Annotated in this window: 22 protein-coding genes; 16 read left to right on the top strand and 6 right to left on the bottom strand. The window is 70.7% G+C overall.

Annotated features, from left to right (window positions below):
* Window positions 1–11: 11 nt before the first annotated feature.
* Together qcrC and ctaE are read right to left on the bottom strand one after the other, a co-directional pair.
* Complete coding sequence (gene qcrC, locus FJ657_RS11320; protein WP_141163716.1) at window positions 12–842, bottom strand: cytochrome bc1 complex diheme cytochrome c subunit; 831 nt, start codon at window positions 840–842, stop codon at window positions 12–14.
* A 53-nt stretch (window positions 843–895) separates the two neighbouring features.
* The gene (ctaE, locus tag FJ657_RS11315) at window positions 896–1,522 is read right to left on the bottom strand and encodes an aa3-type cytochrome oxidase subunit III (RefSeq protein WP_141163715.1); all 627 of its coding nucleotides are present in this window, start codon (window positions 1,520–1,522) and stop codon (window positions 896–898) included.
* A 78-nt stretch (window positions 1,523–1,600) separates the two neighbouring features.
* On the opposite strand from ctaE, the gene trpD reads away from it, so the two are divergent.
* Window positions 1,601–2,656 carry an anthranilate phosphoribosyltransferase gene (gene trpD, locus FJ657_RS11310; RefSeq protein WP_141163714.1) on the top strand — a complete coding sequence of 352 codons (1,056 nt, stop codon included), beginning with the start codon at window positions 1,601–1,603 and terminating at the stop codon, window positions 2,654–2,656.
* Window positions 2,657–2,786: 130 nt separating this feature from the next.
* Window positions 2,787–3,788 carry a dihydroxyacetone kinase subunit DhaK gene (gene dhaK, locus FJ657_RS11305; RefSeq protein ID WP_141163713.1) on the top strand — a complete coding sequence of 334 codons (1,002 nt, stop codon included), beginning with the start codon at window positions 2,787–2,789 and terminating at the stop codon, window positions 3,786–3,788.
* A 95-nt stretch (window positions 3,789–3,883) separates the two neighbouring features.
* Here the strand turns inward: dhaK and FJ657_RS11300 are convergent, their stop codons facing one another.
* Entirely contained in the window at window positions 3,884–4,366 is a 483-nt protein-coding gene (locus tag FJ657_RS11300; protein WP_141163712.1) for a hypothetical protein, read from the bottom strand.
* A 214-nt stretch (window positions 4,367–4,580) separates the two neighbouring features.
* Here FJ657_RS11300 and thrS point away from each other — a divergent pair, with 214 nt between their 5' ends.
* Window positions 4,581–6,536, top strand: coding sequence for a threonine--tRNA ligase (thrS, locus tag FJ657_RS11295; RefSeq protein WP_141163711.1), 1,956 nt, complete (start codon window positions 4,581–4,583; stop codon window positions 6,534–6,536).
* A gap of 62 nt (window positions 6,537–6,598) precedes the next feature.
* On the top strand, window positions 6,599–7,174 hold the full coding sequence (locus FJ657_RS11290; protein ID WP_141163710.1) for an HIT family protein: 576 nt from the start codon (window positions 6,599–6,601) through the stop codon (window positions 7,172–7,174).
* A 3-nt stretch (window positions 7,175–7,177) separates the two neighbouring features.
* On the opposite strand, the gene pdxY is transcribed toward FJ657_RS11290, so the two are convergent.
* Entirely contained in the window at window positions 7,178–8,029 is an 852-nt protein-coding gene (gene pdxY / locus FJ657_RS11285; RefSeq protein WP_141163709.1) for a pyridoxal kinase PdxY, read from the bottom strand.
* Between the two features lie 197 nt (window positions 8,030–8,226).
* On the opposite strand from pdxY, the gene pdxS reads away from it, so the two are divergent.
* The 4 genes from pdxS to FJ657_RS11270 all read left to right on the top strand — a co-directional run bounded on the left by pdxS (window position 8,227) and on the right by FJ657_RS11270 (window position 11,794).
* Window positions 8,227–9,126, top strand: a complete 900-nt coding sequence (gene pdxS, locus FJ657_RS17085) for a pyridoxal 5'-phosphate synthase lyase subunit PdxS (RefSeq protein ID WP_181408945.1) — start codon at window positions 8,227–8,229, stop codon at window positions 9,124–9,126.
* Complete coding sequence (pdxT, locus tag FJ657_RS17080) at window positions 9,123–9,749, top strand: pyridoxal 5'-phosphate synthase glutaminase subunit PdxT (RefSeq protein ID WP_255447272.1); 627 nt, start codon at window positions 9,123–9,125, stop codon at window positions 9,747–9,749. Before pdxS ends, pdxT begins: the two co-directional genes overlap by 4 nt.
* 84 nt (window positions 9,750–9,833) lie before the next feature.
* Window positions 9,834–11,132: a histidine kinase gene (locus tag FJ657_RS11275; protein ID WP_141163708.1), complete on the top strand. Its 1,299-nt coding sequence runs from the start codon at window positions 9,834–9,836 to the stop codon at window positions 11,130–11,132.
* A complete protein-coding gene (locus FJ657_RS11270; RefSeq protein WP_219995897.1) occupies window positions 11,129–11,794 on the top strand; it encodes a response regulator in 666 nt (221 codons plus the stop codon). Before FJ657_RS11275 ends, FJ657_RS11270 begins: the two co-directional genes overlap by 4 nt.
* Before the next feature lie 24 nt (window positions 11,795–11,818).
* On the opposite strand, the gene FJ657_RS11265 is transcribed toward FJ657_RS11270, so the two are convergent.
* Window positions 11,819–12,382 carry a hypothetical protein gene (locus tag FJ657_RS11265; RefSeq protein ID WP_141163707.1) on the bottom strand — a complete coding sequence of 188 codons (564 nt, stop codon included), beginning with the start codon at window positions 12,380–12,382 and terminating at the stop codon, window positions 11,819–11,821.
* Window positions 12,383–12,466: 84 nt separating this feature from the next.
* Between FJ657_RS11265 and FJ657_RS11260 the strand changes: the two genes are divergently transcribed.
* From FJ657_RS11260 to FJ657_RS11225, 8 genes are all read left to right on the top strand, one after another.
* Window positions 12,467–13,234 carry a YebC/PmpR family DNA-binding transcriptional regulator gene (locus FJ657_RS11260; RefSeq protein WP_141163706.1) on the top strand — a complete coding sequence of 256 codons (768 nt, stop codon included), beginning with the start codon at window positions 12,467–12,469 and terminating at the stop codon, window positions 13,232–13,234.
* Window positions 13,235–13,371: 137 nt separating this feature from the next.
* A complete protein-coding gene (gene ruvC / locus FJ657_RS11255) occupies window positions 13,372–14,016 on the top strand; it encodes a crossover junction endodeoxyribonuclease RuvC (RefSeq protein ID WP_141163705.1) in 645 nt (214 codons plus the stop codon).
* On the top strand, window positions 14,013–14,621 hold the full coding sequence (gene ruvA / locus FJ657_RS11250; RefSeq protein ID WP_141163704.1) for a Holliday junction branch migration protein RuvA: 609 nt from the start codon (window positions 14,013–14,015) through the stop codon (window positions 14,619–14,621). The genes ruvC and ruvA overlap by 4 nt, the downstream gene beginning before the upstream one ends.
* Window positions 14,618–15,691 carry a Holliday junction branch migration DNA helicase RuvB gene (gene ruvB, locus FJ657_RS11245; RefSeq protein WP_141163703.1) on the top strand — a complete coding sequence of 358 codons (1,074 nt, stop codon included), beginning with the start codon at window positions 14,618–14,620 and terminating at the stop codon, window positions 15,689–15,691. The genes ruvA and ruvB overlap by 4 nt, the downstream gene beginning before the upstream one ends.
* Before the next feature lie 105 nt (window positions 15,692–15,796).
* The gene (gene yajC / locus FJ657_RS11240; RefSeq protein ID WP_141163702.1) at window positions 15,797–16,186 is read left to right on the top strand and encodes a preprotein translocase subunit YajC; all 390 of its coding nucleotides are present in this window, start codon (window positions 15,797–15,799) and stop codon (window positions 16,184–16,186) included.
* Between the two features lie 98 nt (window positions 16,187–16,284).
* Window positions 16,285–17,994 (top strand): protein translocase subunit SecD, encoded by a 1,710-nt coding sequence (secD, locus tag FJ657_RS11235; protein ID WP_255447270.1) that lies wholly within the window; start codon window positions 16,285–16,287, stop codon window positions 17,992–17,994.
* Window positions 17,994–19,025 (top strand): protein translocase subunit SecF, encoded by a 1,032-nt coding sequence (secF, locus tag FJ657_RS11230; RefSeq protein ID WP_141163700.1) that lies wholly within the window; start codon window positions 17,994–17,996, stop codon window positions 19,023–19,025. Before secD ends, secF begins: the two co-directional genes overlap by 1 nt.
* 60 nt (window positions 19,026–19,085) lie before the next feature.
* Entirely contained in the window at window positions 19,086–21,341 is a 2,256-nt protein-coding gene (locus FJ657_RS11225) for a RelA/SpoT family protein (RefSeq protein WP_141163699.1), read from the top strand.
* Here FJ657_RS11225 and FJ657_RS11220 read toward each other — a convergent pair.
* Complete coding sequence (locus FJ657_RS11220) at window positions 21,328–21,999, bottom strand: hypothetical protein (protein ID WP_141163698.1); 672 nt, start codon at window positions 21,997–21,999, stop codon at window positions 21,328–21,330. The genes FJ657_RS11225 and FJ657_RS11220 overlap by 14 nt on opposite strands.
* Between the last annotated feature and the right edge of the window lie 8 nt (window positions 22,000–22,007).

Below are 22,007 nucleotides of genomic sequence, written 5' to 3'. Positions count from 1 at the left end.
GCCGAGGCGACTTAGTTGGACTTCGCCGTCAGCCAGACGGTGATCGCGACGATCGAGCCGAGGGCGAAGATCCAGACGAACAGACCCTCCGACACCGGGCCCAGGTCGCCGAGGTCGAGACCGCCGGGCGAGGCGTGGTCATCGAGGTAGGTCAGGTAGGCGATGACGTTCGCCTTGTCCTCGGGGGAGATGTTCTGGTCGTTGAAGACCGGCATGTTCTGCGGGCCGGTGAGCATGGCCTCGTAGATGTGCGCGGCGCTGACGCCCTTGAGGCTCGGCGCGAACTTGCCCTCGGTCAGCGCGCCGCCGGCACCGGAGACGTTGTGGCACATGGCGCAGTTGATGCGGAAGAGCTCGGCGCCCTCGGTGACGTCGCCCTTGCCCGTGAGGTACTCGTCGGCGGGGATCTCCGGGCCGGGGGCGAGGGAGGCGACGTAGGCGGCGAGGTCCTTGACCTGCGCATCGGTGAACTGCGGGGGCTTGCGCTCGGCCTGCGGTCCCTGAACGGCCATCGGCATGCGGCCGGTGCCGACCTGGAAGTCGACCGAGGCCGCGCCGACGCCGAGCAGCGTCGGGGCCTGGTTGGTGCCCTCGCCGTTGGTGCCGTGGCAGGTGGCGCAGTTCGCCTGGAACAGCTTCTCGCCGTTCTTCGCGTCGGCGTCCGCGATGTTCGCGCTGCCGTTGTCTTCAGCGCTGGCCGCCGAGGTGAACGCGGCGTAGGCGCCGCCCGTGGCCATGAGGCCGATGACGAGCAGGGCGACCGAGGCGAGCGGCGAGCGGCGCCCGGTGCGGGTGCGGCGGGCCGAACGGCTGGTGCGGGGGCTGGATGCTGACTTCGCCATGCGCTGCGAGGTGTCCGATCTGTCTCGTGGGTTCGTCGTCGGGGCGGGGTCGGTCATCTCAGCACGTAGATGACGAGGAACAGGCCGATCCAGACCACGTCGACGAAGTGCCAGTAGTACGACACGGTGATCGCGGTCGTCGCCTCGCGGTGCGTGAACTTCTTGACGGCGAAGGTGCGGCCGATCACGAACAGGAAGGCGAGGAGGCCGCCCGTGACGTGCAGGCCGTGGAAGCCGGTCGTGAGGTAGAACGCCGAGCCGTAGGAGTCGGACTGGAATCCGACGCCCTCGGTGACGAGGTTCGCGTACTCGTAGATCTGACCGATGACGAAGACGGCGCCCATCGCGAAGGTCACGAAGAACCACTCGACGAGGCCCCAGTGACGCGGGTTCCAGCTCGTGCGACGGGGCTGGAGACGCTCGGCGGCGAAGACGCCGAACTGGCAGGCGAACGACGACAGCACGAGGATGATCGTGTTCGTCAGCGAGTACGGCAGGTCGAGCTTCGACGACTGGTCGGCCCACAGCTCGGGCGAGACCGAGCGGAGCGTGAAGTAGATCGCGAAGAGGCCGGCGAAGAACATGACCTCGCTGCCGAGCCACACGATGACTCCCACCGACGTGACGTTCGGCCGGTTGACGACCACAGGTGTCCTAGGGAGTGATGTCGCAGTGCTCACGACTCCATTATGGCCCCATGTGAGAGTGCCCAGAACGCACGGAGGGGCGGGTGTCGCCGTCGTCGATACGATTTCGGCATGGCGACCTCCCCGACCTGGCCGGAACTGCTGACGCGACTCCTCGAGGGGGAGCACCTCACGATCTCCGAGTCCGCGTGGGCGATGGGCGAGATCGTGGCCGGTCAGGCCACTCCGGCTCAGCTCGCGGCCTTCCTCATCGCCCTGCGCGCGAAGGGCGAGACGGTGGATGAGGTGGTCGGCTTCCGCGACGCGATCCTCGAGAACGCCCTGCCGCTGACCGTCGATCCGATGGCTCTGGACATCGTCGGCACGGGAGGGGACCGCTTCCGCACGGTGAACGTGTCGACGATGTCGTCGATCGTCTGCGCGGCCGCCGGCGCCCGCGTGATCAAGCACGGCAACCGTGCGGCGTCGTCCGCGTCCGGCTCCTCCGACGTGCTGACGGCGCTCGGTCTCGACCTCACCATCCCGCCGGAGAAGGTCGCGGCGGTGCTCGAGTCGAGCGGCATCACCTTCGCCTTCGCGTCGCTGTTCCACCCGGGGTTCCGGCACGCGGCGCCGGTGCGCGCCGACCTCGGCATCCCGACCGTGTTCAACTTCCTCGGCCCGCTCGTGAACCCGGCGCGTCCGGAGGCCTCGGCCGTCGGCGTGTCGAGCCTCGAGAAGGTGCCGCTGTTCGTCGGCGTCTTCCAGACCCGCGGCGCGACGGCGCTCGTGTTCCGCGGCGACGACGGCCTCGACGAGCTGACGACGACGGGCCACAGCCACCTCTGGGAGGTCAGCCGCGGCTCCGTCACCGAGCACGACCTCGACCCGGCCGACCTCGGCATCCGCCGCGCGAAGATCGACGACCTGCGCGGCGGCTCGCCCCAGCACAACGCCGACGTCGTGCGGGCGACGCTCGCGGGCGAGGAGGGCGCGGTGCGCGACATCGTGCTGCTCAACGCCGCGGCGGGTCTCGTCGCCTGGGATCTCGCGCGCGATCACACCCAGGCCGAGCTCGACATCCGCGCCCGCTTCCGCGCCCGCATCGCGGATGCCGCCGCCGTGATCGACGACGGCAGCGCGACGGCGAAGCTGGACGCGTGGGTCGCCGCGACGACCGCCGGGTGAACGGATTCTCATGATGCGCGCGGGCGTCTTCCCCGCGCGTGTCGGCCGCGCGTAGATTCGGCCTCGGACCGATGGGGATCGCCCCCGATCCCGGCCAGCGTCGGCGTCGGTCGCGAGAGGACCCGAGTTCATGAAGAAGCTCATCAACGACCCCAAGAACGTCGTCGCCGAGGCCCTCGAGGGCGTCGCGCTCGCACATCCCGGCCTCGTCACCGTCGTCGCCGATCCCGCCCACATCGTGCGGGCGGATGCGCCGGTGCAGGGCAAGGTCGGCCTCGTCTCCGGCGGCGGCAGCGGCCACGAGCCGCTGCACGGCGGATTCGTCGGCTACGGCATGCTCGACGCCGCGGTTCCCGGCCCCGTCTTCACCTCGCCGACGCCCGATCCGATCGTCGCGGCGACGAAGGCGGTCGACGGCGGCAAGGGCGTGCTGCACATCGTGAAGAACTACACGGGCGACGTGCTCAACTTCGAGACGGCCGCCGACCTGGCGCTTGCGGAGGGCATCGAGGTGCGGGCCGTGGTCGTCGACGACGACGTCGCGGTCAAGGACTCGCTCTACACGGCGGGACGCCGCGGCGTCGCCGGCACCGTGCTGATCGAGAAGATCGCCGGCGCCGCCGCGCAGCGCGGGGACGACCTGGATGCGGTGGCCGCGATCGCCGAGAAGGTCAACGGCCAGGTGCGCTCGATGGGCGTCGCGCTGACCGCGCCCACCGTGCCGCACGCGGGGGAGCCGAGCTTCAGCATCGGCGACGACGAGATCGAGATCGGCATCGGCATCCACGGCGAGCCCGGCCGCGAGCGCGTCGGACTCGAGCCGGCCGACCAGATCGTCGACCGCATCCTGCACCCGATCCTCGAGGACCTGCCCTTCGCCTCGGGCGACAAGGTGCTGCTCTTCGTGAACGGCATGGGCGGCACCCCGCTCGTCGAGCTCTACATCGCGTTCCGCCGCGCGGCGCACGTGCTGGCGGAGCAAGGCATCGAGGTCAGCCGCACGCTCGTCGGCAACTACGTCACGTCGCTCGAGATGCAGGGCTTCTCGATCACCGTGCTCAAGCTCGACGACGAGTTGACCGAGCTGTGGGACGGGCCGGTGCAGACCGCGGCGCTCCGCTGGGGTCGCTGACGCGGGTCGTCCGAATCGACGATCGTCGCTGCTGCGAGGCCGTCATCCCGTTCGCGCGGCGTGGCGGCCTCGTCGCGTCGGCCCTGGGTTCTGCGTCAGCCGACGTCGGAGTGGCGACGCGCCTCGAACGACTCGACGCGCTCGAGCGTCGCCTCGACGACGATCGGCGGCACGATGTCGGCCGGGTCGATGCCGATGAGCAGCTCGTGCTCCTCGGTCAGGATCGTCTCGATGTGGCCCAGCGTGAGGGTCGGATGCTCGGTCGCGAGCCGGGTCGCGAGCTGCTCATAGCTCTCGGCCGAGCGCGTCGCGGCCTCGGGCGGGGGAGCGAGACGCGGGGCGCGGAGGACGGCCTCGCGGGCCGCGGCCTCGCACTCGAACAGGCCGAGAGCGAGGTTCGGCTCGGCGATCGCGAACCAGCCGTTCGCGAGGTGTTCGACGCGGCCGAGCACCTCGCCGTCCCGCGTCGCGATCCAGACCGCGGTGCGCAGCTGGTGCCACGAGGTCGCCGCCGGGCTCTCGGCGGACGGGACCGGGATGACGGGGAGGTCGGGGGAGATGGAGCTGTCGGCGGCCATGCGGCTCTCTTCTCTGCTCGCGGTGCGGAGGAGTCGGAGGGACGAGGGCATCGCGGGCGCTCGAGGCGAGGTTAGGTCGCGCCGGGAATCCGCGACAGGGGTTGACGCGGATGTGACGTCGTGATCCGCCCCCTCGTCCGGCTCGTGCGCGGAGCGCATCGACGCCGCCCGACGGCGTCGGCCGCGCACCCCGCGCCGCACTAATCTGGGAGGCGTGACTGAGCAGACCGGATTCGACCTCTTCCCCGACCGCTCCGTCGTCGCCCTGCGCGTCGACGGCGAGCTGAAGGACCTGGCGACGACGGTCACCGAGACGCAGACCGTCGAGCCCGTCACGATCGACTCCGAAGACGGGCTGAACATCCTTCGTCACTCGGCCGCGCACGTGCTCGCGCAGGCCGTGCAGCGGATCAACCCCGAGGCGAAGCTCGGCATCGGCCCGCCCGTCGCCGACGGCTTCTACTACGACTTCGACGTCGCCACCCCCTTCACGCCCGAGGACCTCAAGGCGATCGAGAAGGAGATGGACCGCATCATCCGCCAGGGCCAGCGCTTCGTGCGCCGCGTCGTGAGCGACGACGAGGCCCGCCGCGAGCTCGCCGCCGAGCCCTACAAGCTCGAGCTGATCGGGCTCAAGGGCGGTTCCGCCGAGAGCGGCGACAACGAGTCGGTCGAAGTGGGCGCGGGCGAGCTGACGATCTACGAGAACGTCGACGGCAAGACCGGCGAGCGCTACTGGCAGGACCTCTGCCGCGGACCGCACCTGCCCAGCACCCGGATGATCGGCAACGGCGCGAAGCTCATGCGCGTGGCCGCCGCCTACTGGCGCGGCAGCGAGAAGAACCCGCAGCTGCAGCGCATCTACGGCACCGCCTGGCCGACGAAGGACGAGCTGCGCGCCTACCTGACCCGCCTCGAGGAGGCCGCGAAGCGCGACCACCGCAAGCTGGGCAAGGAGCTCGACCTCTTCTCCTTCCCCGACGAGATCGGCTCGGGCCTCGCGGTCTTCCACCCGAAGGGCGGCGTCGTGCGCGCCGAGATCGAGAACTACATGCGCGAGCGCCTCATCGCGCACGGCTACGAGCAGGTGTACTCGCCGCACATCACCAAGGCGAACCTGTTCGAGACCAGCGGTCACCTGCAGTGGTACAAGGACGGCATGTTCCCGGCCATGCACCTCGACGAGGAGACGGATGCCGAGGGGCACGTCACGCGCCAGGGCCAGGACTACTACCTGAAGCCCATGAACTGCCCCATGCACAACCTGATCTTCCGCGCGCGCGGGCGCAGCTACCGTGAGCTGCCGCTGCGCCTCGCCGAGTTCGGCACGGTCTACCGCTACGAGAAGAGCGGTCAGCTCTCCGGACTGACCCGCGTGCGCGGCCTCACGCAGGACGATGCGCACGTCTACGTCACGCCCGACCAGGTCAAGGCCGAGGTGGCCAGCCAGCTCGAGTTCGTGCTCGAGACGCTGCGCGGCTACGGACTCACCGACTTCTACCTCGAGCTCTCGACGAAGGACCCCGAGAAGTACGTGGGCAGCGACGAGGCCTGGGATGAGGCGACCGACACCCTGCGTCAGGTCGCCGAGGAGTCGGGCCTCGAGCTCGTCGCCGACCCGGGCGGCGCGGCCTTCTACGGCCCGAAGATCTCGGTGCAGGCACGCGACGCGATCGGCCGCACCTGGCAGCTCTCGACCGTGCAGCTCGACTTCAACCAGCCGGAGCGCTTCGAGCTGGAGTACACCGCATCCGACGGCACGAAGCAGCAGCCGGTCATGATCCACCGAGCGCTGCTCGGCTCGATCGAGCGCTTCTTCGCGATCCTGCTCGAGCACTACGCCGGCGCCTTCCCGGCCTGGCTCGCACCGGTGCAAGTCGTCGGCATCCCGATCGCCGAGGAGTACAACGACTACCTCGGCGAGATCATCGCGCGTCTGCGCACGGCCGGCGTGCGCGCCGAGCTGGATGCCAGCGACGACCGCATGCAGAAGAAGATCCGCACGCACACGCAGCAGAAGGTGCCGTTCCAGCTGATCGCGGGCGAGCAGGATCGCGCCGGCGGCTCCGTCAGCTTCCGCTTCCGCGACGGCACGCAGGACAACGGCGTGCCGATCGACGAGGCGGTGCGACGCATCCTCGAGGCCATCGAGACGAAGGCCCAGGTCTGAGCGTGACCCCGGGGTCGGACGGCGGCGCGGTGTCGGATGACGGCGCGGCGTCGGAGGGTGCCATGCCGACCGGTGCGGTGCCGACCGACTACGACGGCACGCCCTACCCGCAGGCCGAGCCCGCATCCGACCTCGCCGGCGTGCCCGACGGGCTCTCGCGACTCTGGACGCCGCACCGCATCGCCTACATCGAAGCGGGCGGCGTTCTCGCGAGTCACGAGTGCCCGTTCTGCGTCGCGCCGACGCTGAGCGACGAGCAGGGGCTCATCGTGCACCGCGGCGAGCACGCCTTCGTGCTGATGAACCTGTTCCCCTACAACAGCGGGCACCTGCTCATCTGCCCCTACCGCCACGTCGCCGGCTACGACGAGACGTCGGAGGCCGAGTCGGCCGAGATGACGCACCTCACCCAGACCGCGATGCGCGTGCTGCGGGCGACGAGCGGACCGGCGGGCTTCAACATCGGCATGAACCAGGGCGCGGTCGCCGGGGCTGGCGTCGCCGCGCACCTGCACCAGCACGTCGTGCCGCGCTGGGCGTCGGACGCGAACTTCTTCCCGATCATCGCCCAGACGAAGGCGATCCCGAAGCTGCTCGGCGACGCCCGTCGCGAGCTCGCCGAGGCCTGGCCGGCCTGAGCCTCAGCGCACCTGCGTGACGGTGAACTGGCGGCGCGGGTCCGCGTAGAACTCCTGCGACTCGACGAGCAGCAGCTCCTTCGCGCCCGACTCGTGGGTCGTGCGCAGCAGGTCGAAGACGCTCGAGACGGCGAGCTCGAGGGCCTCGGCAGCCGACCCGGTGCGGCGGTAGTGCGCCGTGAACAGCGCGGCCGTGACATCCCCCGAGCCGTTCGCCTTGAACGGCAGGTGCGGGGTCTGCACGAGCCAGGCGCCCTGATCGTCGACGGCGAGCATCTCGATCGTGCCCTCGGGGCGGTCCGGACGCTCGACGCTCGTGACGAGCACGGTCTTCGGGCCCATCGCACGCGCGAGATCGGCGGAAGCGAGGGTCGACTCGAGCGTGTCGGGCTCGGTCTCGGTGAGGAAGCCCAGCTCGAACTGGTTGGGCGTGATGATGTCGGCAACGGGCACGACGCGCTCGCGCAGCAGCACCGGGATCGCGGGGGCGACGAAACAGCCCGACTTGGCGTTGCCCATGACCGGGTCGCAGGCGTAGATCGCGCTCGGGTTCGCCGCCTTCACGCGGTTCACGGCGTCGATGATGACCTCGCCGATGCCCTCGCCGCCCTGGTAGCCCGAGAGCACCACGTCGATCTCGCCGAAGACGCCGCGCTCCTCGATGCCGGTGATGACCTCGCGCACGTCGTCGGGCGAGATCAGGGGCCCGCGCCACGCGCCGTAGCCCGTGTGGTTCGAGAAGTTGACCGTGTAGACCGGCAGCACCTCGACGCCGATGCGCTGCAGCGGGAACACCGCCGCCGAGTTGCCGACGTGGCCGTAGGCGACCGCGGACTGGATGGACAGCACCTTCATGCCGCCGATCCTGCCACCGCGCGCCCGGCCGCGGCGGCGAGAAGGCGGTCGACGGGCGGCCCTGTGCGAACAGCCGGTCCACTCGATCGCGATCGGCCTGATCGGCGGTCCGCTTCGCGGCCCGTGGCCCGAACGCCGGTCCAGTCGATCGGCGTCGGCCCGCGCGCCCGGGCCGGGGCCCGACCTACCGTCCCCTCGTGACCGAGAACACCACGACCCAGACCGGCGGACTCCGCGTGAAGCGCGGCCTCGCCGAGATGCTGAAGGGCGGCGTCATCATGGACGTCGTCACCGCCGAGCAGGCCCGCATCGCCGAAGACGCGGGCGCCGTCGCCGTCATGGCGCTCGAGCGCGTGCCCGCCGACATCCGCGCCCAGGGCGGCGTCGCGCGCATGAGCGACCCCGACCTGATCGACCAGATCATCGCCACCGTCAGCATCCCCGTCATGGCGAAGGCCCGCATCGGCCACCAGGTCGAGGCGCAGGTGCTGCAGGCGCTCGGCGTCGACTACATCGACGAGTCGGAGGTGCTGAGTCCCGCCGATTACGTCAACCACATCGACAAGCAGCCGTTCACGACCCCGTTCGTGTGCGGCGCGACCAACCTGGGGGAGGCGCTGCGGCGCATCACCGAGGGCGCGGCCATGATCCGCTCGAAAGGCGAGGCCGGCACGGGGGATGTGTCGGAGGCGACGAAGCACATCCGCACGATCACGGGCGAGATCCGCGCGCTGGCCGCGAAGAGCCGCGACGAGCTCTACGTCGCCGCGAAGGAGCTGCAGGCGCCCTACGACCTCGTCGTCGAGATCGCCGAGACCGGCAAGCTGCCCGTCGTGCTGTTCACGGCCGGCGGCGTCGCGACTCCCGCGGATGCGGCGTTCATGATGCAGCTCGGCGCCGACGGCGTCTTCGTCGGCTCGGGCATCTTCAAGTCGGGCGACCCGGCCGCGCGCGCCGCCGCGATCGTCAAGGCGACGGCGTTCTTCGACGACCCGGCCGTGATCGCCGAGGCCTCGCGCGGCCTCGGCGAGGCGATGGTCGGCATCAACGTCGCCGACCTGCCCGCCCCGCACCGCCTGGCCGAGCGCGGCTGGTGAGCGCCCCCGACCTCGGTGCCGCGCCGGTCGGCGCCGGACTGCGCGTCGGCGTGCTCGCCCTCCAGGGCGACGTGCGCGAGCATGCGGCCGTGCTGACCGCGCTCGGCGCCGGGGTCGTGCTCGTGCGTCGCGCGAGCGAGCTGGATGACGTCGCCGGCCTCGTGCTGCCGGGTGGCGAATCGAGCGTGATGGACAAGCTCACCCGGCGCTTCGCGCTGCGGGATCCGCTGCGCGAGCGCATCGCCGCCGGGCTCCCGGTCTACGGCACCTGCGCGGGTCTCATCCTGCTCGCCGACCGCCTGCTCGACGGGATCGCCGGTCAGCAGACGCTCGGCGGACTCGACGCGACCGTGCGCCGCAACGCCTTCGGCGCGCAGAACGAGTCCTTCGAGACCCGGCTCGCGGTGCCGGCGCTCGGCGATGCGCCGGTCGCGGCGACGTTCATCCGCGCCCCCGAGGTCGTCGAGGTCGGCGCCGGGGTGGATGTGCTGGCCCGCCTCGCCGACGGACGCATCGTCGCGGTAGAGCAGGGCCCGTTGCTCGGCACCGCCTTCCACCCCGAGGTCGACGGCGAGACCCGGTTCCACGCGCGCTTCCTCGAGCAGGTGCGCGCGGCCGTCTGAGCACGGATCCGCGCTCTCCGCCTTTCGGACGATTTCGTCGGCGGCGTGCCAGTTCGCGCCCGCGATCCGCTTAGCGTGAGCCTCATGTACATCTCGCGCGATCACCTGAAGCCCTGGGCCGTGCCGACGGCGGCAGCCCTGATCTTCATCGCCGGTGCGCTCACGCTCGTCAGCTCCGGGGTCACCTCGGTGATCCTGCTGCTGATCATCTGCGTGGCGGCCGGGCTGAGCTGGTCGTATCCGGTGGCGGCGCTGGCGGTGCTCGCGCCGTCGACCGTATTCGGCACGGTGATCATGTCGATCTCGATGGGATGGAGCGTGAGCGTCGGATGGTTCGCGGCGATCATCGCCGTCGCCCTGACAGTCGGGGTCGTCGCCGCACGCCACCGTCAGCTGCGCTGGATCGCCCTGGGGGCGGTTCTGACCGCGGGAGTCGCGTCCTCGGCCTGGTGGAACGGGCAGGGGCTGATCACGAATGTCGCGAGCTTCCTCTTCTCCAACGCGGTCGCCGCCGCCGGATGGGGCATCGGGGTCGCGATCCGCGAGAACTCGGCCCGGATCGCCGCACTCACACAGGCGGCGCGTCTGGAGACCCGCCTCGAGACGACCGAGTCGAGCCTCAGCCTCGCCGACGAGCGCAACCGGCTCGCCCAGGAGATGCACGACGTGGTCGCCCACTCGCTCGCGGTGATCGTCGCGCAGGCCGACGGCGCTCGGTATCTCAAGGAAGCTCGGCCGCAGGCGATGGCCGACGCGCTCGAGGCGATCGCGGGTTCGGCACGTTCGGCGCTGCTCGACGTGCAGGGCATGATCGACGGGATGCTCGACGGCACCGAGGCGCCGCAGCCGACGCTCGAACAGCTCCCCGATCTCGTCGAGGGCTCGCGCGGGGCCGGCCTCGAGGTGACGCAGGTCACCGCCGGCGAACCCGCCGCGCTCGGCCTCGCCCAGCAGGCCGCCGCCTACCGCATCGTGCAGGAGGGTTTGACCAACGCCCTGCGGCATCGCGGCCGCGGCAGCTCGGTGTCGATCGTCTTCGACTGGCGCGGCCCGGGGCTCTCGATCCAGCTCGTCTCGAGCGGGCAGGGGGAGCAGTCCGGCCTCGAGACCCGCGGAAGCGGACGCGGTGTCACCGGCATGCAGGAGCGCGCGCGCCTCGCCGGCGGCTGGCTCGCCGACGGCGCCGACGAGAGCGGCGACCATCGTCTGACCGCGTTCATCCCCTACCGCGAACTGGAGGTCGACGAGCAGCTGGCCGCGGCGTCCGGCACGAACGGTCCGTTCCCGACGCCCTCGGCGCCGGCGCCGGCGGCGTCGGTCGCGTCGACGCCGTCCCGGCCGGCCTCCTCGACATCTCCGAGCACCCCCGGGGCTCTCGCGTGAGCGCATCCATCCGCGTGCTCGTCGCCGACGACCAGCGGCTGTTCTGCGACGGGATCGCGATGCTGCTCGAGTCGCAGGCCGACCTCGAGCTCGTCGGCAGCGCGGCGACCGGCGTCGAGGCGGTCGAACTCGCGAGCACGACCCGCCCCGACGTCGTGCTCATGGACATCCGCATGCCCGTGCTCGACGGCCTCAGCGCGACCGAGCGCCTGCTCACCGCGCCGGTGCCGCCCGGCGGGGCGGCTCCTCGCGTGCTCGTCGTCACGACCTTCCGTCGCGATGAAGCGGTAGCCCGCGCCATCCGCGCGGGCGCGAGCGGATTCGTCACGAAGGATGCGCAGCCCGAGTTCCTGCTCGCCGCGATCCGCACCGTGCACGCCGGTCAGGCGGTGATCGCACCCGCGGCGACCTTCGACCTGCTCGCCCGCTTCTCGCAGCCGGTGCGCGAGGCGCGGCCCGACCTGATCCAGGTGCTTTCGCCGCGCGAGAAGGAGATCTTCCTGCTCGCGGCGAAGGGACTCAGCAACGCCGAGATCGCCGCGGACGCCTTCGTCGAGGAGACGACGGTGAAGACGCACGTGGGCAGCATCCTCGCCAAGCTGGGACTGCGCTCGCGCGTGCAGGTCGTCGCCTTCGCCTGGGAGAACGGGCTCGTCGGCTGAGCCGAGCGGTCGACCGCGCGGGTGTCAGCTCTTCTTCGCCGGGGGAGTCCAGCGCCAGTGCTCGAGCAGGGTCAGCTCGCGCACGCCGCCCTTCTCGCCGAGCAGGATCTGGCACGCCGCGACCTCTTCGCCCTTCGCGAGGGCCTTCGCCTCGTCGGCGCCGAAGGCCGGGCAGGAGCGCAGCGAGCCGAAGACGCTGAGCGGCGCGAGCGTCGCGCCGGTCGCATCCGCGCCTGACCACGCGTCGTAGAACGGCGTCTGGAAGTCGCTGCTGTAGTCGCCGTCGGCGAGCTTCGCGCGGAACTGCACGAAGTAGGGCGTGAGTGCGCGCTCCTCGGCGTCGAGGTCCACGCCGTCGAGCGCATCCGCCGGGGCGACGTCGACGCCGGTCACCGTGACGGCGACGGTCGCGTCGGTCTTCGTGCGCTCATCCGTCACCCGCACCGACTGCGCTCGGCCGTAGGCGACGGCGGCGGGATCGCCCGAGCAGCCGGAAAGCAGCAGAATCGAGGCGGCGAGCGTCGCCGCGGTGACGCCGACGCGCAGAACCGGAGCCGTGCGCGGACGGCGGACTCGGGAGGCGCTCACCCGCCCAGCCTAGGTCGCCCCGGCGGCCGCACCACCGCGTGGTCGCTAGGATGACGGGGTTCAGACCATCGACGAAGGAGCACCGTGAGCGGGCATTCCAAGTGGGCGACGACCAAGCACAAGAAGGCGGTCATCGACCAGCGCCGCGCGAAGTCGTTCGCCAAGCTCATCAAGAACATCGAGGTGGCCGCCAAGATCGGCGGCGCCGACCTCTCCGGCAACCCGACGCTCGTCGACGCCGTGCAGAAGGCCAAGAAGACCTCGGTCCCCAATGACAACATCGACCGCGCCATCAAGCGCGGCGCGGGTCTCACGGGCGAGACGATCGACTACACGACGATCATGTACGAGGGCTATGGCGCCAACGGCGTCGCGTTCTACGTCGAGTGCCTCACCGACAACAAGAACCGCGCCGCGGCCGAGGTGCGCACCGCGTTCTCGCGCAACGGCGGAACGCTCGCCGACCCCGGCAGCGTCGCCTACAACTTCAGCCGCAAGGGCGTCATCTCGGTCACCAAGGCCGACGGCGTGACCGAGGATGCGATCCTCGAGGCCGTGCTCGAGGCCGGCGCCGAGGAGGTCGTCGACCAGGGCGGCGGCTTCGAGATCCTCACCGACCCCTCCGACCTCGTCGCCGCGCGCACCGCGCTGCAGGGCGCGGGCATCGACTACGACTCGGCCGATGCCGAGTTCGTGCCGAACCTGCAGGTCGAGGCCGACGCCGACACGGCGCGCAAGGTCTTCCGTCTGATCGACGCGCTCGAGGACAGCGACGACGTGCAGAACGTGTACACCAACATCCAGGTGAACGCCGACGTGCAGGCCGAGCTCGACGCCGACTCGGACGACTGACGCGCGACGCGGTCTCCGCGAGAAGGGCGCTGCCGGTCGGCGGCGCCCTTCTCGTCGTCTCCGAAGGGTCCATTCGTGCGGGCATCGCCCGGTGAGTCTCGAACATCTGTACGACCGGATGCCGTAGCGTCGCCCTCATGCGCGTGCTCGGAATCGACCCCGGTCTGACCCGCTGCGGCGTCGGCATCGTCGACGTCGCGCCGGATCGCCGGGCGACCCTGGTGCACGTCGGCGTCATCCGCACGAGCCCCGACACCCGGCTCGAGCAGCGCATCCACGCGATCGCCGTCGGCGTGCGCGCCGCGCTCGACGAGCACCGGCCGGATGCGGTGGCGCTCGAGCGGGTCTTCGCGCAGCACAACCTCAGCACCGTGATGGGCGTCGCGCAGGCCAGCGGCGTCGTGCTCGCCCTCGCCGCCGAACGCGAGTTGCGGGTCGGACTGCACACCCCGAGTGAGGTCAAGGCCGCCGTCACCGGCTACGGCGCGGCCGAGAAGGCGCAGGTCGGCACGATGGTCGCCCGCGTGCTGCGCCTCGACGAGATCCCCAAGCCCGCCGACGCCGCCGACGCCCTCGCGCTCGCGCTCTGCCACGCCTGGAGCGGGCAGGCGGTCGCGTCGGCCTCCGGCTCCGCCGCCGCCGCGAGCGGCTCCGGAACCGCGGACGGCCTCACCCCCGCCCAGCGCGCCTGGCGCGACGCCGAGAAGCGCACGGCGCGCACCGACCCGCGTTCTGCCGCTCCGTCGCGGCTCGGCGCCCCGACCCGAAAGGCCACCCGATGATCGCCTCCGTGCGCGGACCCGTCCTCAGCGCCGCCGGAACCCTCGTCGTCATCGAGGTCGGCGGCGTCGGCATGGCCGTGCAGGTCACCCCCCAGCACGCCCTGAGCCTGCGTCTCGGTCAGGAGGCTTTGGTGCACACGGCTCTCATCGTGCGCGACGACGACCTCAGCCTGTTCGGCTTCGCGACCCGCGAAGAACTCACCGTGTTCGACCTGCTGCGCGGCGTCACCGGCGTCGGCCCGAAATCGGCGCTCGGCGTGCTGGCGGCGCTCAGCCCCGACGAGATCGCGCGGGCGATCGGCGCCGAGGACGACGCCGCGTTCCGCAAGGTCTCGGGCATCGGACCGAAGACCGCCAAGCTCATCACCGTCAGCCTCGCCGGCAAACTCGTGCCGGTCGCCCCGGCCGCTGCCGGGGGAGCGACGACCGCCGCGCCGCGGGGCACCGCCGACAGTGTGCTGGCCGCGCTCGTCGGGCTCGGCTGGCCCGAGAAGAACGCCGCGCAGGCCGTCGACGAGGTGCTGACCGAGGTGGATGACGCCACGCGCGGCTCGGTGCCGACGGTGCTGCGCCTCGCCCTGTCCCGTCTGGGACCGCAGCGATGAGCGGCGACGACCTCGACCGCGACGGCGCGCGCGACGTGGATCTCGGCGACGACCCGGTCGTGCGACCGCAGCCGGAGTCGGAGGCCGAGCTCGCCTTCGAGGGCGCGCTCCGCCCGCGCTCGCTCGCCGAATTCGTGGGACAGACGAAGGTGCGCGGCCAGCTGCAGCTGCTGCTGACCGCCGCGACCCTGCAGCAGCGCACGCCCGACCACATCCTGCTCGCCGGTCCGCCCGGTCTCGGCAAGACGACCCTCGCGATGATCGTCGCCCACGAGGGCGACCGGCCGCTGCGCATGTCGAGCGGTCCCGCCATCCAGCACGCCGGCGACCTCGCCGCCCTGCTGTCGAGCCTCACGCCCGGCGAGGTGCTGTTCATCGACGAGATCCACCGCATGGCGCGCAGCGCCGAGGAGATGCTCTACCTCGCGATGGAGGACTTCCGCATCGACATCATGGTCGGGAAGGGCGCCGGCGCGACGAGCATCCCGCTCGATCTCGCCCCGTTCACGCTGGTCGGCGCGACGACGCGCTCCGGTCTGCTGCCGAACCCGCTGCGCGACCGCTTCGGCTTCACCGCCCACCTCGAGTTCTACGACGATGGCGAACTCGAGGAGGTGCTGCGCCGTGCCGCCGGCAAGCTCGGCCTCGACATCCCCGCGCCGGCCCTCGCCGAGATCGCCGGGCGCAGCCGCGGAACCCCGCGCATCGCCAACCGGCTGCTGCGTCGGGTGCGCGACTACGCGCTCGTGCACCGCACCGAGCCCGACGTCGCCGTCGTCGGCGCCGCCCTCGAGCTCTACGACGTGGACGCCCACGGTCTCGACCGCCTCGACCGCGCCGTGCTCGACGCGATCGTCACCCGCTTCGACGGCGGCCCCGTCGGGCTGACGACGCTCGCCGCCGCCGTCGGCGAGGAGGCCGACACGATCGAATCCGTCGTCGAGCCCTTCCTGGTGCGCATCGGGATGGTCACCCGCACCCCGCGGGGACGCGTCGCCACGCGCACCGCCTGGCAGCACCTCGGCGTCGCGCGCCCCTCCACAGGGGCGCTGTTCGACGATGACGTATGATCTGACCGAATCGCCCGGGCCGCTCGGCTAGGGCGCCGCCGCCGCATCGCGGCACCTCTTGATCGGCGAGTTCCGCCGAGACCCCCGGAAGGCCCCCACACCACCATGGACCAGACTCTCCTCTACGTCGCCCTCGGCGCCGTCCTCGTCGTCTTCATCTTCCTCAGCTGGCGCAACAGCAAGAAGCGCCAGAAGGAGCAGACGGAGCTCAAGGAGAAGATGGTGCCCGGCGTCGAGATCATGACCTCGACCGGCATCTACGGCACCCTGATCTCGGTCGACGACGACAAGAACGAGGCCGTCATCGAGACCGCGCCCGGCCAGACCCTGCGCATCCACAAGCAGACCCTGCTCAAGGTCGTCGAGCCCGAGGCCACCGAGCCGGAGGTCGAGGAGAAGGCCGGTCCGAGCCTCAACGAGTCGAGCGTGCAGCCGATCAGCGAGAAGGCCGAGTTCGGCGAGCGCACCGCGTCCGACAAGAAGGACTCGGAGTAGCCACTAATGTGGTGAACCGTCGCCCGGGATGAGCCGGGCGGCGTAGATGGGGCCGGGGGCAGTCACGCCATCGGCTCCGGATGGAGAGCGAACCCTTCGTGGCGACCAGAACCACCCCCACGCGCAAGGCGTGGAGAGCCCTGACCTGGCTGATCCTCATCCTCGTCGTCCTCGCCGGTCTTCAGACCGCGGGGATGATCTGGGGCAAGTGGGGCACGACGCCGAAGCTCGCGATCGACCTCGACGGCGGCACGGAGATCATCCTGTCGCCGGTCGTGCCGGGCGGTAAGCAGGCCACGGCCGAGCAGCTGCAGCAGGCCGTGTCGATCATCCGTCAGCGCGTGGACGCCACCGGTTCCTCCGAGGCGGAGATCTCGACCCTGGGCAACCAGAACATCGTGGTCTCGATCCCCGGCACGCCCGACCAGGCGACGCTGCAGCGCATCCAGTCGTCGTCGAAGCTCGAGTTCCGCCCGGTGCTGCTGACCGGCGCGCCGACGGCCGCCGCGTCGACCGACCCCTCCGCCTCGCCGAGCGACGACCCGAGCCTGTCGTCCACGCCGAGCGTGAAGCCGTCCAACGCGAGCGACACCAACTGGGTCACGCCGGCGCTGCAGAAGCAGTACGACGACTTCCAGTGCGCCGACGTCGAGAAGTCGGGCGCGAACGTCGCCGACCCGAAGAAGCCGCTCGTCACCTGCGATGACACCGGCACGAAGAAGTACATCCTCGGGCCGGTCGAGGTCGACGGCGCCGACATCACCGACGCGAGCGCCGGCACCATCCAGGGCTCGCAGGGCGTCAGCACCAACACCTGGGCCGTCAGCCTGCGCTTCAACAGTGCCGGCGGCGACGCGATCAAGAAGATGGGCACCCGCCTCATCGCGCTCGACAGCCCGCGCAATCAGTTCGGCGCCGTGCTCGACGGACTCGTCATCACCGACCCGGCCGTTCAGGGCGTGACCGACCAGCCGCAGATCACCGGCAGCTTCACGCAGGAGAGCGCGCAGGCGCTGGCCGACCAGCTCAAGTACGGCGCACTGCCGGTGAGCTTCCAGGTGCAGAGCCGCGACACCGTCTCGGCCACCCTCGGAACCAGCCAGCTGCAGAGCGGCCTGATCGCCGGCCTGATCGGCCTGATCCTGGTCGTCATCTACTCGCTGTTCCAGTACCGCCTGCTCGGCTTCGTCACGATCGCCTCGCTCGTCGTGACGGCCGCGATCACCTACGGCGTCATCCAGGTCGCCTCGTGGCACTCGGGCTACCGCCTGTCGCTCGCGGGCGTCGCGGGTCTGATCATCTCGATCGGTCTGACAGCGGACTCGTTCATCGTCTACTTCGAGAGAATCAGGGATGAGCTGCGCGACGGGCGAGGTCTCGTCGGCGCGGTCGAAGCCGGCTGGGGTCGAGCTCTGCGCACGATCGTGGCCGCCAAGGGCGTCAACCTGCTGTCGGCCGTGGTGCTCTACATCCTCGCCGTCGGCAACGTGCGCGGCTTCGCGCTCACCCTCGGCATCACGACGATCATCGACGTCCTGGTCGTGCTGCTGTTCACCCATCCGGTGCTGCAGCTGCTCGCCAAGACGCGCTTCTTCTCCAGCGGCCATCCGCTCTCGGGTCTCGACCCGAACGCACTCGGCGCCGTGTATCGCGGCCGTGCGCAGTTCCGCGTCTCGACGGAGGCCCGCAAGGGCGGCGCGAGCCGTGAGGCGCAGCGACGACAGACGATCGCCGAACGCAAGGCGGCTGAGCTCGCCGACGCGAAGTCCGGCTCCTCCGACCGTGCCGAGAAGGGCAAGGACTCCTGATGGCCAGCATGCAGAAGTTCGGAAACGACCTCTACACCGGCGCCCGCTCGGTCCCCTTCGTCGGCAAGCGCCGCATCTGGTTCACGATCGCCATCGCGCTGATGGTCATCGCGATCCTCGTCCCCTTCATCCGCGGTGGCGGCAACTTCGGCGCCGGGTTCAACTTCGGCATCGAGTTCCGCGGCGGGTCGCAGTTCCTCGTGAGCGACATCCCGAACCCGGGCAGCTCGACCGCGCTGCAGAAGCGCGGTGAGGACACCGTGACCGAGATCGTGCCGAACGCGGTGCCGCGCTCGTCGACCCTCGGTGAGAACGGCCTGCGCGTGCAGACCACGCAGCTGAAGGACGAGCAGACGCAGGAGGTGCGCGCCGCCCTCGCGAAGGAGTTCGACGTCGCCGAGAAGGACGTCACGGCCTCGTTCATCGGCGCGACCTGGGGTGCGGATGTCACGGGCAACGCCCTGCGCGGCCTCGGCGTCTTCCTGCTGCTCGCGGCTGTCGTGATGGCGCTGTACTTCCGCACCTGGAAGATGTCGGCCGCCGCCATGCTCGCGCTGCTGCACGACCTCGTGATCACGATCGGCGTCTACGCGGCGACCGGATTCGAGATCACGCCGGCCGCGATCATCGGCTTCCTCACCATCCTCGGCTTCTCGCTGTACGACACCGTCGTGGTGTTCGACAAGGTGCGCGAGAACACCACCGAGTGGGGCCCCGACTCGACGCGCACGTTCAGCGAGACGATCAACCTCGCTGCGAACCAGACGCTCGTGCGCTCGATCAACACCGGTGTCGTCGCCGCCCTCCCGGTGGCCGCGATCCTGTTCATCGGAGCCTTCGTGCTCGGCGCCGACACGCTGCGCGACATCTCGCTCGCACTGCTCGTCGGAACGATCATCGGCACCTATTCCACGCCGTTCATCGCGACGCCGCTGTACGCGCTGTTCCGCCAGGGCGAGCCGGAGCTCGCCAAGGCCGAGAAGCGCATCCTGCAGCAGCGTGCGCGCTCGACCGACGTCGTCCCGGCCTGATCGGCGCCATCCCGTGAAGCCGGTCATGCGCGCGTATCATCCTCGGATGGAGGCGCGCGCATGACCGAGACCCAGCCGTCTCCGTCGAGCACCGCCACGCTGCGGACGATCCTGCCGCGGCTGTTCTCTCGGGCTCAGCCGGCGGGCGCAGTGGACCGCCTGCTGAAGACGGTGCGTCAGCATCATCCGAAGGCGGACCTCGGCTTCATCGACCGCGCCTACGTCACCGCCCGCAAGGCGCACAACGGTCAGATCCGCCGATCGGGTGAGCCGTACATCACGCATCCGGTCGCGGTCGCGCAGATCCTCGCCGACCTCGGGATCGGCACGAAGACGATCGCGGCGGCACTGCTGCACGACACCGTCGAGGACACCGACTACACGCTCGACGATCTGCGCGCCGACTTCGGCGACGAGGTCGCGATGCTCGTCGATGGCGTCACCAAGCTCGACAAGCTGAAGTACGGCGACAGCGCGCAGGCGGAGACCGTGCGCAAGATGGTCGTGGCGATGTCGAAGGACATCCGCGTGCTGATCATCAAGCTCGCCGACCGCCTGCACAACGCCCGCACCTGGGGCTTCGTGCCGGCGGAGTCCGCCCGGCGCAAGGCGCAGGAGACCATCGAGATCTATGCGCCGCTCGCGCACCGTCTCGGCATCCAGACGATCAAGTGGGAGCTCGAGGACCTGAGCTTCGCGGTGCTCTACCCGAAGCTCTACGTCGAGATCGAGAGCCTCGTGCGCGACCGCACGCCGGAGCGCGAGGAGTTCGTGCAGCAGGTCATCGACTCGGTCGCCGACGACCTGAAGTCGCAGAAGATCAAGGGCCAGGTCGTCGGGCGCCCGAAGCAGTACTACTCGATCTACCAGAAGATGGTCGTGCGCGGTCGCGAGTTCGACGAGATCTACGACCTCGTCGGCATCCGGGTGCTCGTCAACAACATCCGCGACTGCTATGCCGTGCTCGGCGCGATCCACGCGCGGTGGAACCCGATCCCGGGCCGCTTCAAGGACTACATCGCGACACCGAAGTTCAACCTGTACCAGTCGCTGCACACGACCGTGGTCGGGCCGAAGGGCCGCGCGGTCGAGATCCAGATCCGCACGCACGAGATGCACCAGCGGGCCGAGTTCGGCGTCGCCGCGCACTGGGCCTACAAGGAGCGGATGGCCGGTCGCACCGCGGACGTGAAGCAGGCCGGCACCGAGATGGCCTGGCTCGCGCACATCAGCGACTGGGAGGCCGAGACGGCCGACCCCGGCGAGTTCCTCGACAACCTCCGCTTCGAGATCGGGGCGAAGGAGGTCTACGTCTTCACGCCGCAGGGCAAGGTCATCGGCCTGCCGGCTGGGGCGACGCCGGTCGACTTCGCCTACGCCGTGCACACCGAGGTCGGCCACCGCACGATGGGCGCCAAGGTCAACGGGCGTCTGGTGCCGCTGGAGTCGACGCTGAACTCGGGCGACTCGGTCGAGGTGTTCACCTCGAAGAACCCCGACGCGGCGCCGAGCAAGGACTGGCTCAACTTCGTCAAGAGCCCCCGCGCGCGCAACAAGATCCGCGGCTGGTTCACGAAGGAGCGCCGCGAGGAGGCGATCGAGCAGGGTCGCGACGCGATCGCGCGCGCGATGCGCAAGCAGAACCTGCCGCTGCAGAAGCTGATGAACCAGGACTCGGTCGGCGAGGTGGCGCACAGCCTGCGCTACGAGGGCGTGGATGCGCTCTACGCCGCGGTCGGCGAGGGTCACGTCTCGACGCAGTCGGTGATCGAGAAGGTCGTCGCGCTCGTGCAGGGCGAGGGCGAGGTCGAGGAGCACGAGGTCTCGGTGCCGAGCCGGGCCCGTGGCCGACAGCTGCGCACGAGCGATTCCGGCGTGCTCGTACGCGGGGCGCCCGACATCCTCGTCAAGCTCGCCAAGTGCTGCACCCCGGTTCCGGGCGATGTCATCGTCGGCTTCGTCACCCGCGGCGCCGGCGTGAGCGTGCATCGCGACGACTGCCCGAACGTGAAGACGCTCACCGCCGAGCCCGACCGGATGATCGACGTGGAGTGGGCGCCGACCTCGCGCAGCCTGTTCCTCGTGCACATCCAGGTCGAGGCGCTCGACCGCTCGGGTCTGCTGTCGGATGTGACGCGGGTGCTCTCCGAGCATCACGTCAACATCCTCTCGGCGTCGGTGTCGACCTCGAGTGACCGCCTCGCGATCAGCCGTTTCGTCTTCGAGATGGGCGATACGGTGCACCTCGATCGTCTGCTCAACGCCGTGCGCCGCATCGACGCCGTCTACGACGTCTACCGCGTCAACAGCGGCTGAATCGCCGGTCACCGGCCGCACCCGCGCTCGTGTCGGCGAGCTCGAGTCGGCGCAGCCGCTCAGTCGCGCGTCGCCGCCCCGGCAGCCCGCGCCCGTGGTCGAGCCGGGCCAGCGCGGCGTCGACGCTGACGTCGGCGCGGTCGAGCAGCGCCCGGAGCGCGACGTCGCCCCGCTCGATCTCGCGCGGATCGCGGGCGATGTCGACCAGCGTGCGCAGCGGTGAGGTGATGCCGAGGCCATCGAGTCGCCGCAGTTCGTCGTCGCGCAGCGTCAGCTCGCGCACCTCGACGCCGGCGCCGGAGCCCTCGGCGCGGCTGCCGAGCGCGCAGCAGAGACGCACGACGGACGGCGGCATCGGCAGCGCGCCCCAGACCCACGCCGCGGTCATGCCCTCGGCGGCGAGGCGGCGGGACCGCGTCTGCAGGATCGAGCGCAGCCGCTCGGCGGGCCCGACGAGCACGTCGCTCGGACAGTAGCCGTCGCCGAGCGCGAAGAGCTCTCCGTCGAGTCCTGCGGCACGCAGCTCCGCCTCCGGGAGATCCATCGCGTCGTCGACGCCGCGCGCTCCGCCGCCCGAGCCGTCCGCGCCGTCCCCGGGGCGGCGGGCGACCGCTCCCGATCGGGCGGGAGCGGGGAACAGCACGCGGGGGAGAGGCATGCCTCGAT

The organism is Schumannella soli (assembly GCF_006517435.1).
Lineage (GTDB): Bacteria > Actinomycetota > Actinomycetes > Actinomycetales > Microbacteriaceae > Schumannella > Schumannella soli.
The sequence above is the reverse complement of the archived record's forward strand: the minus strand, read 5'-3'. Positions and strand labels throughout refer to the sequence as shown.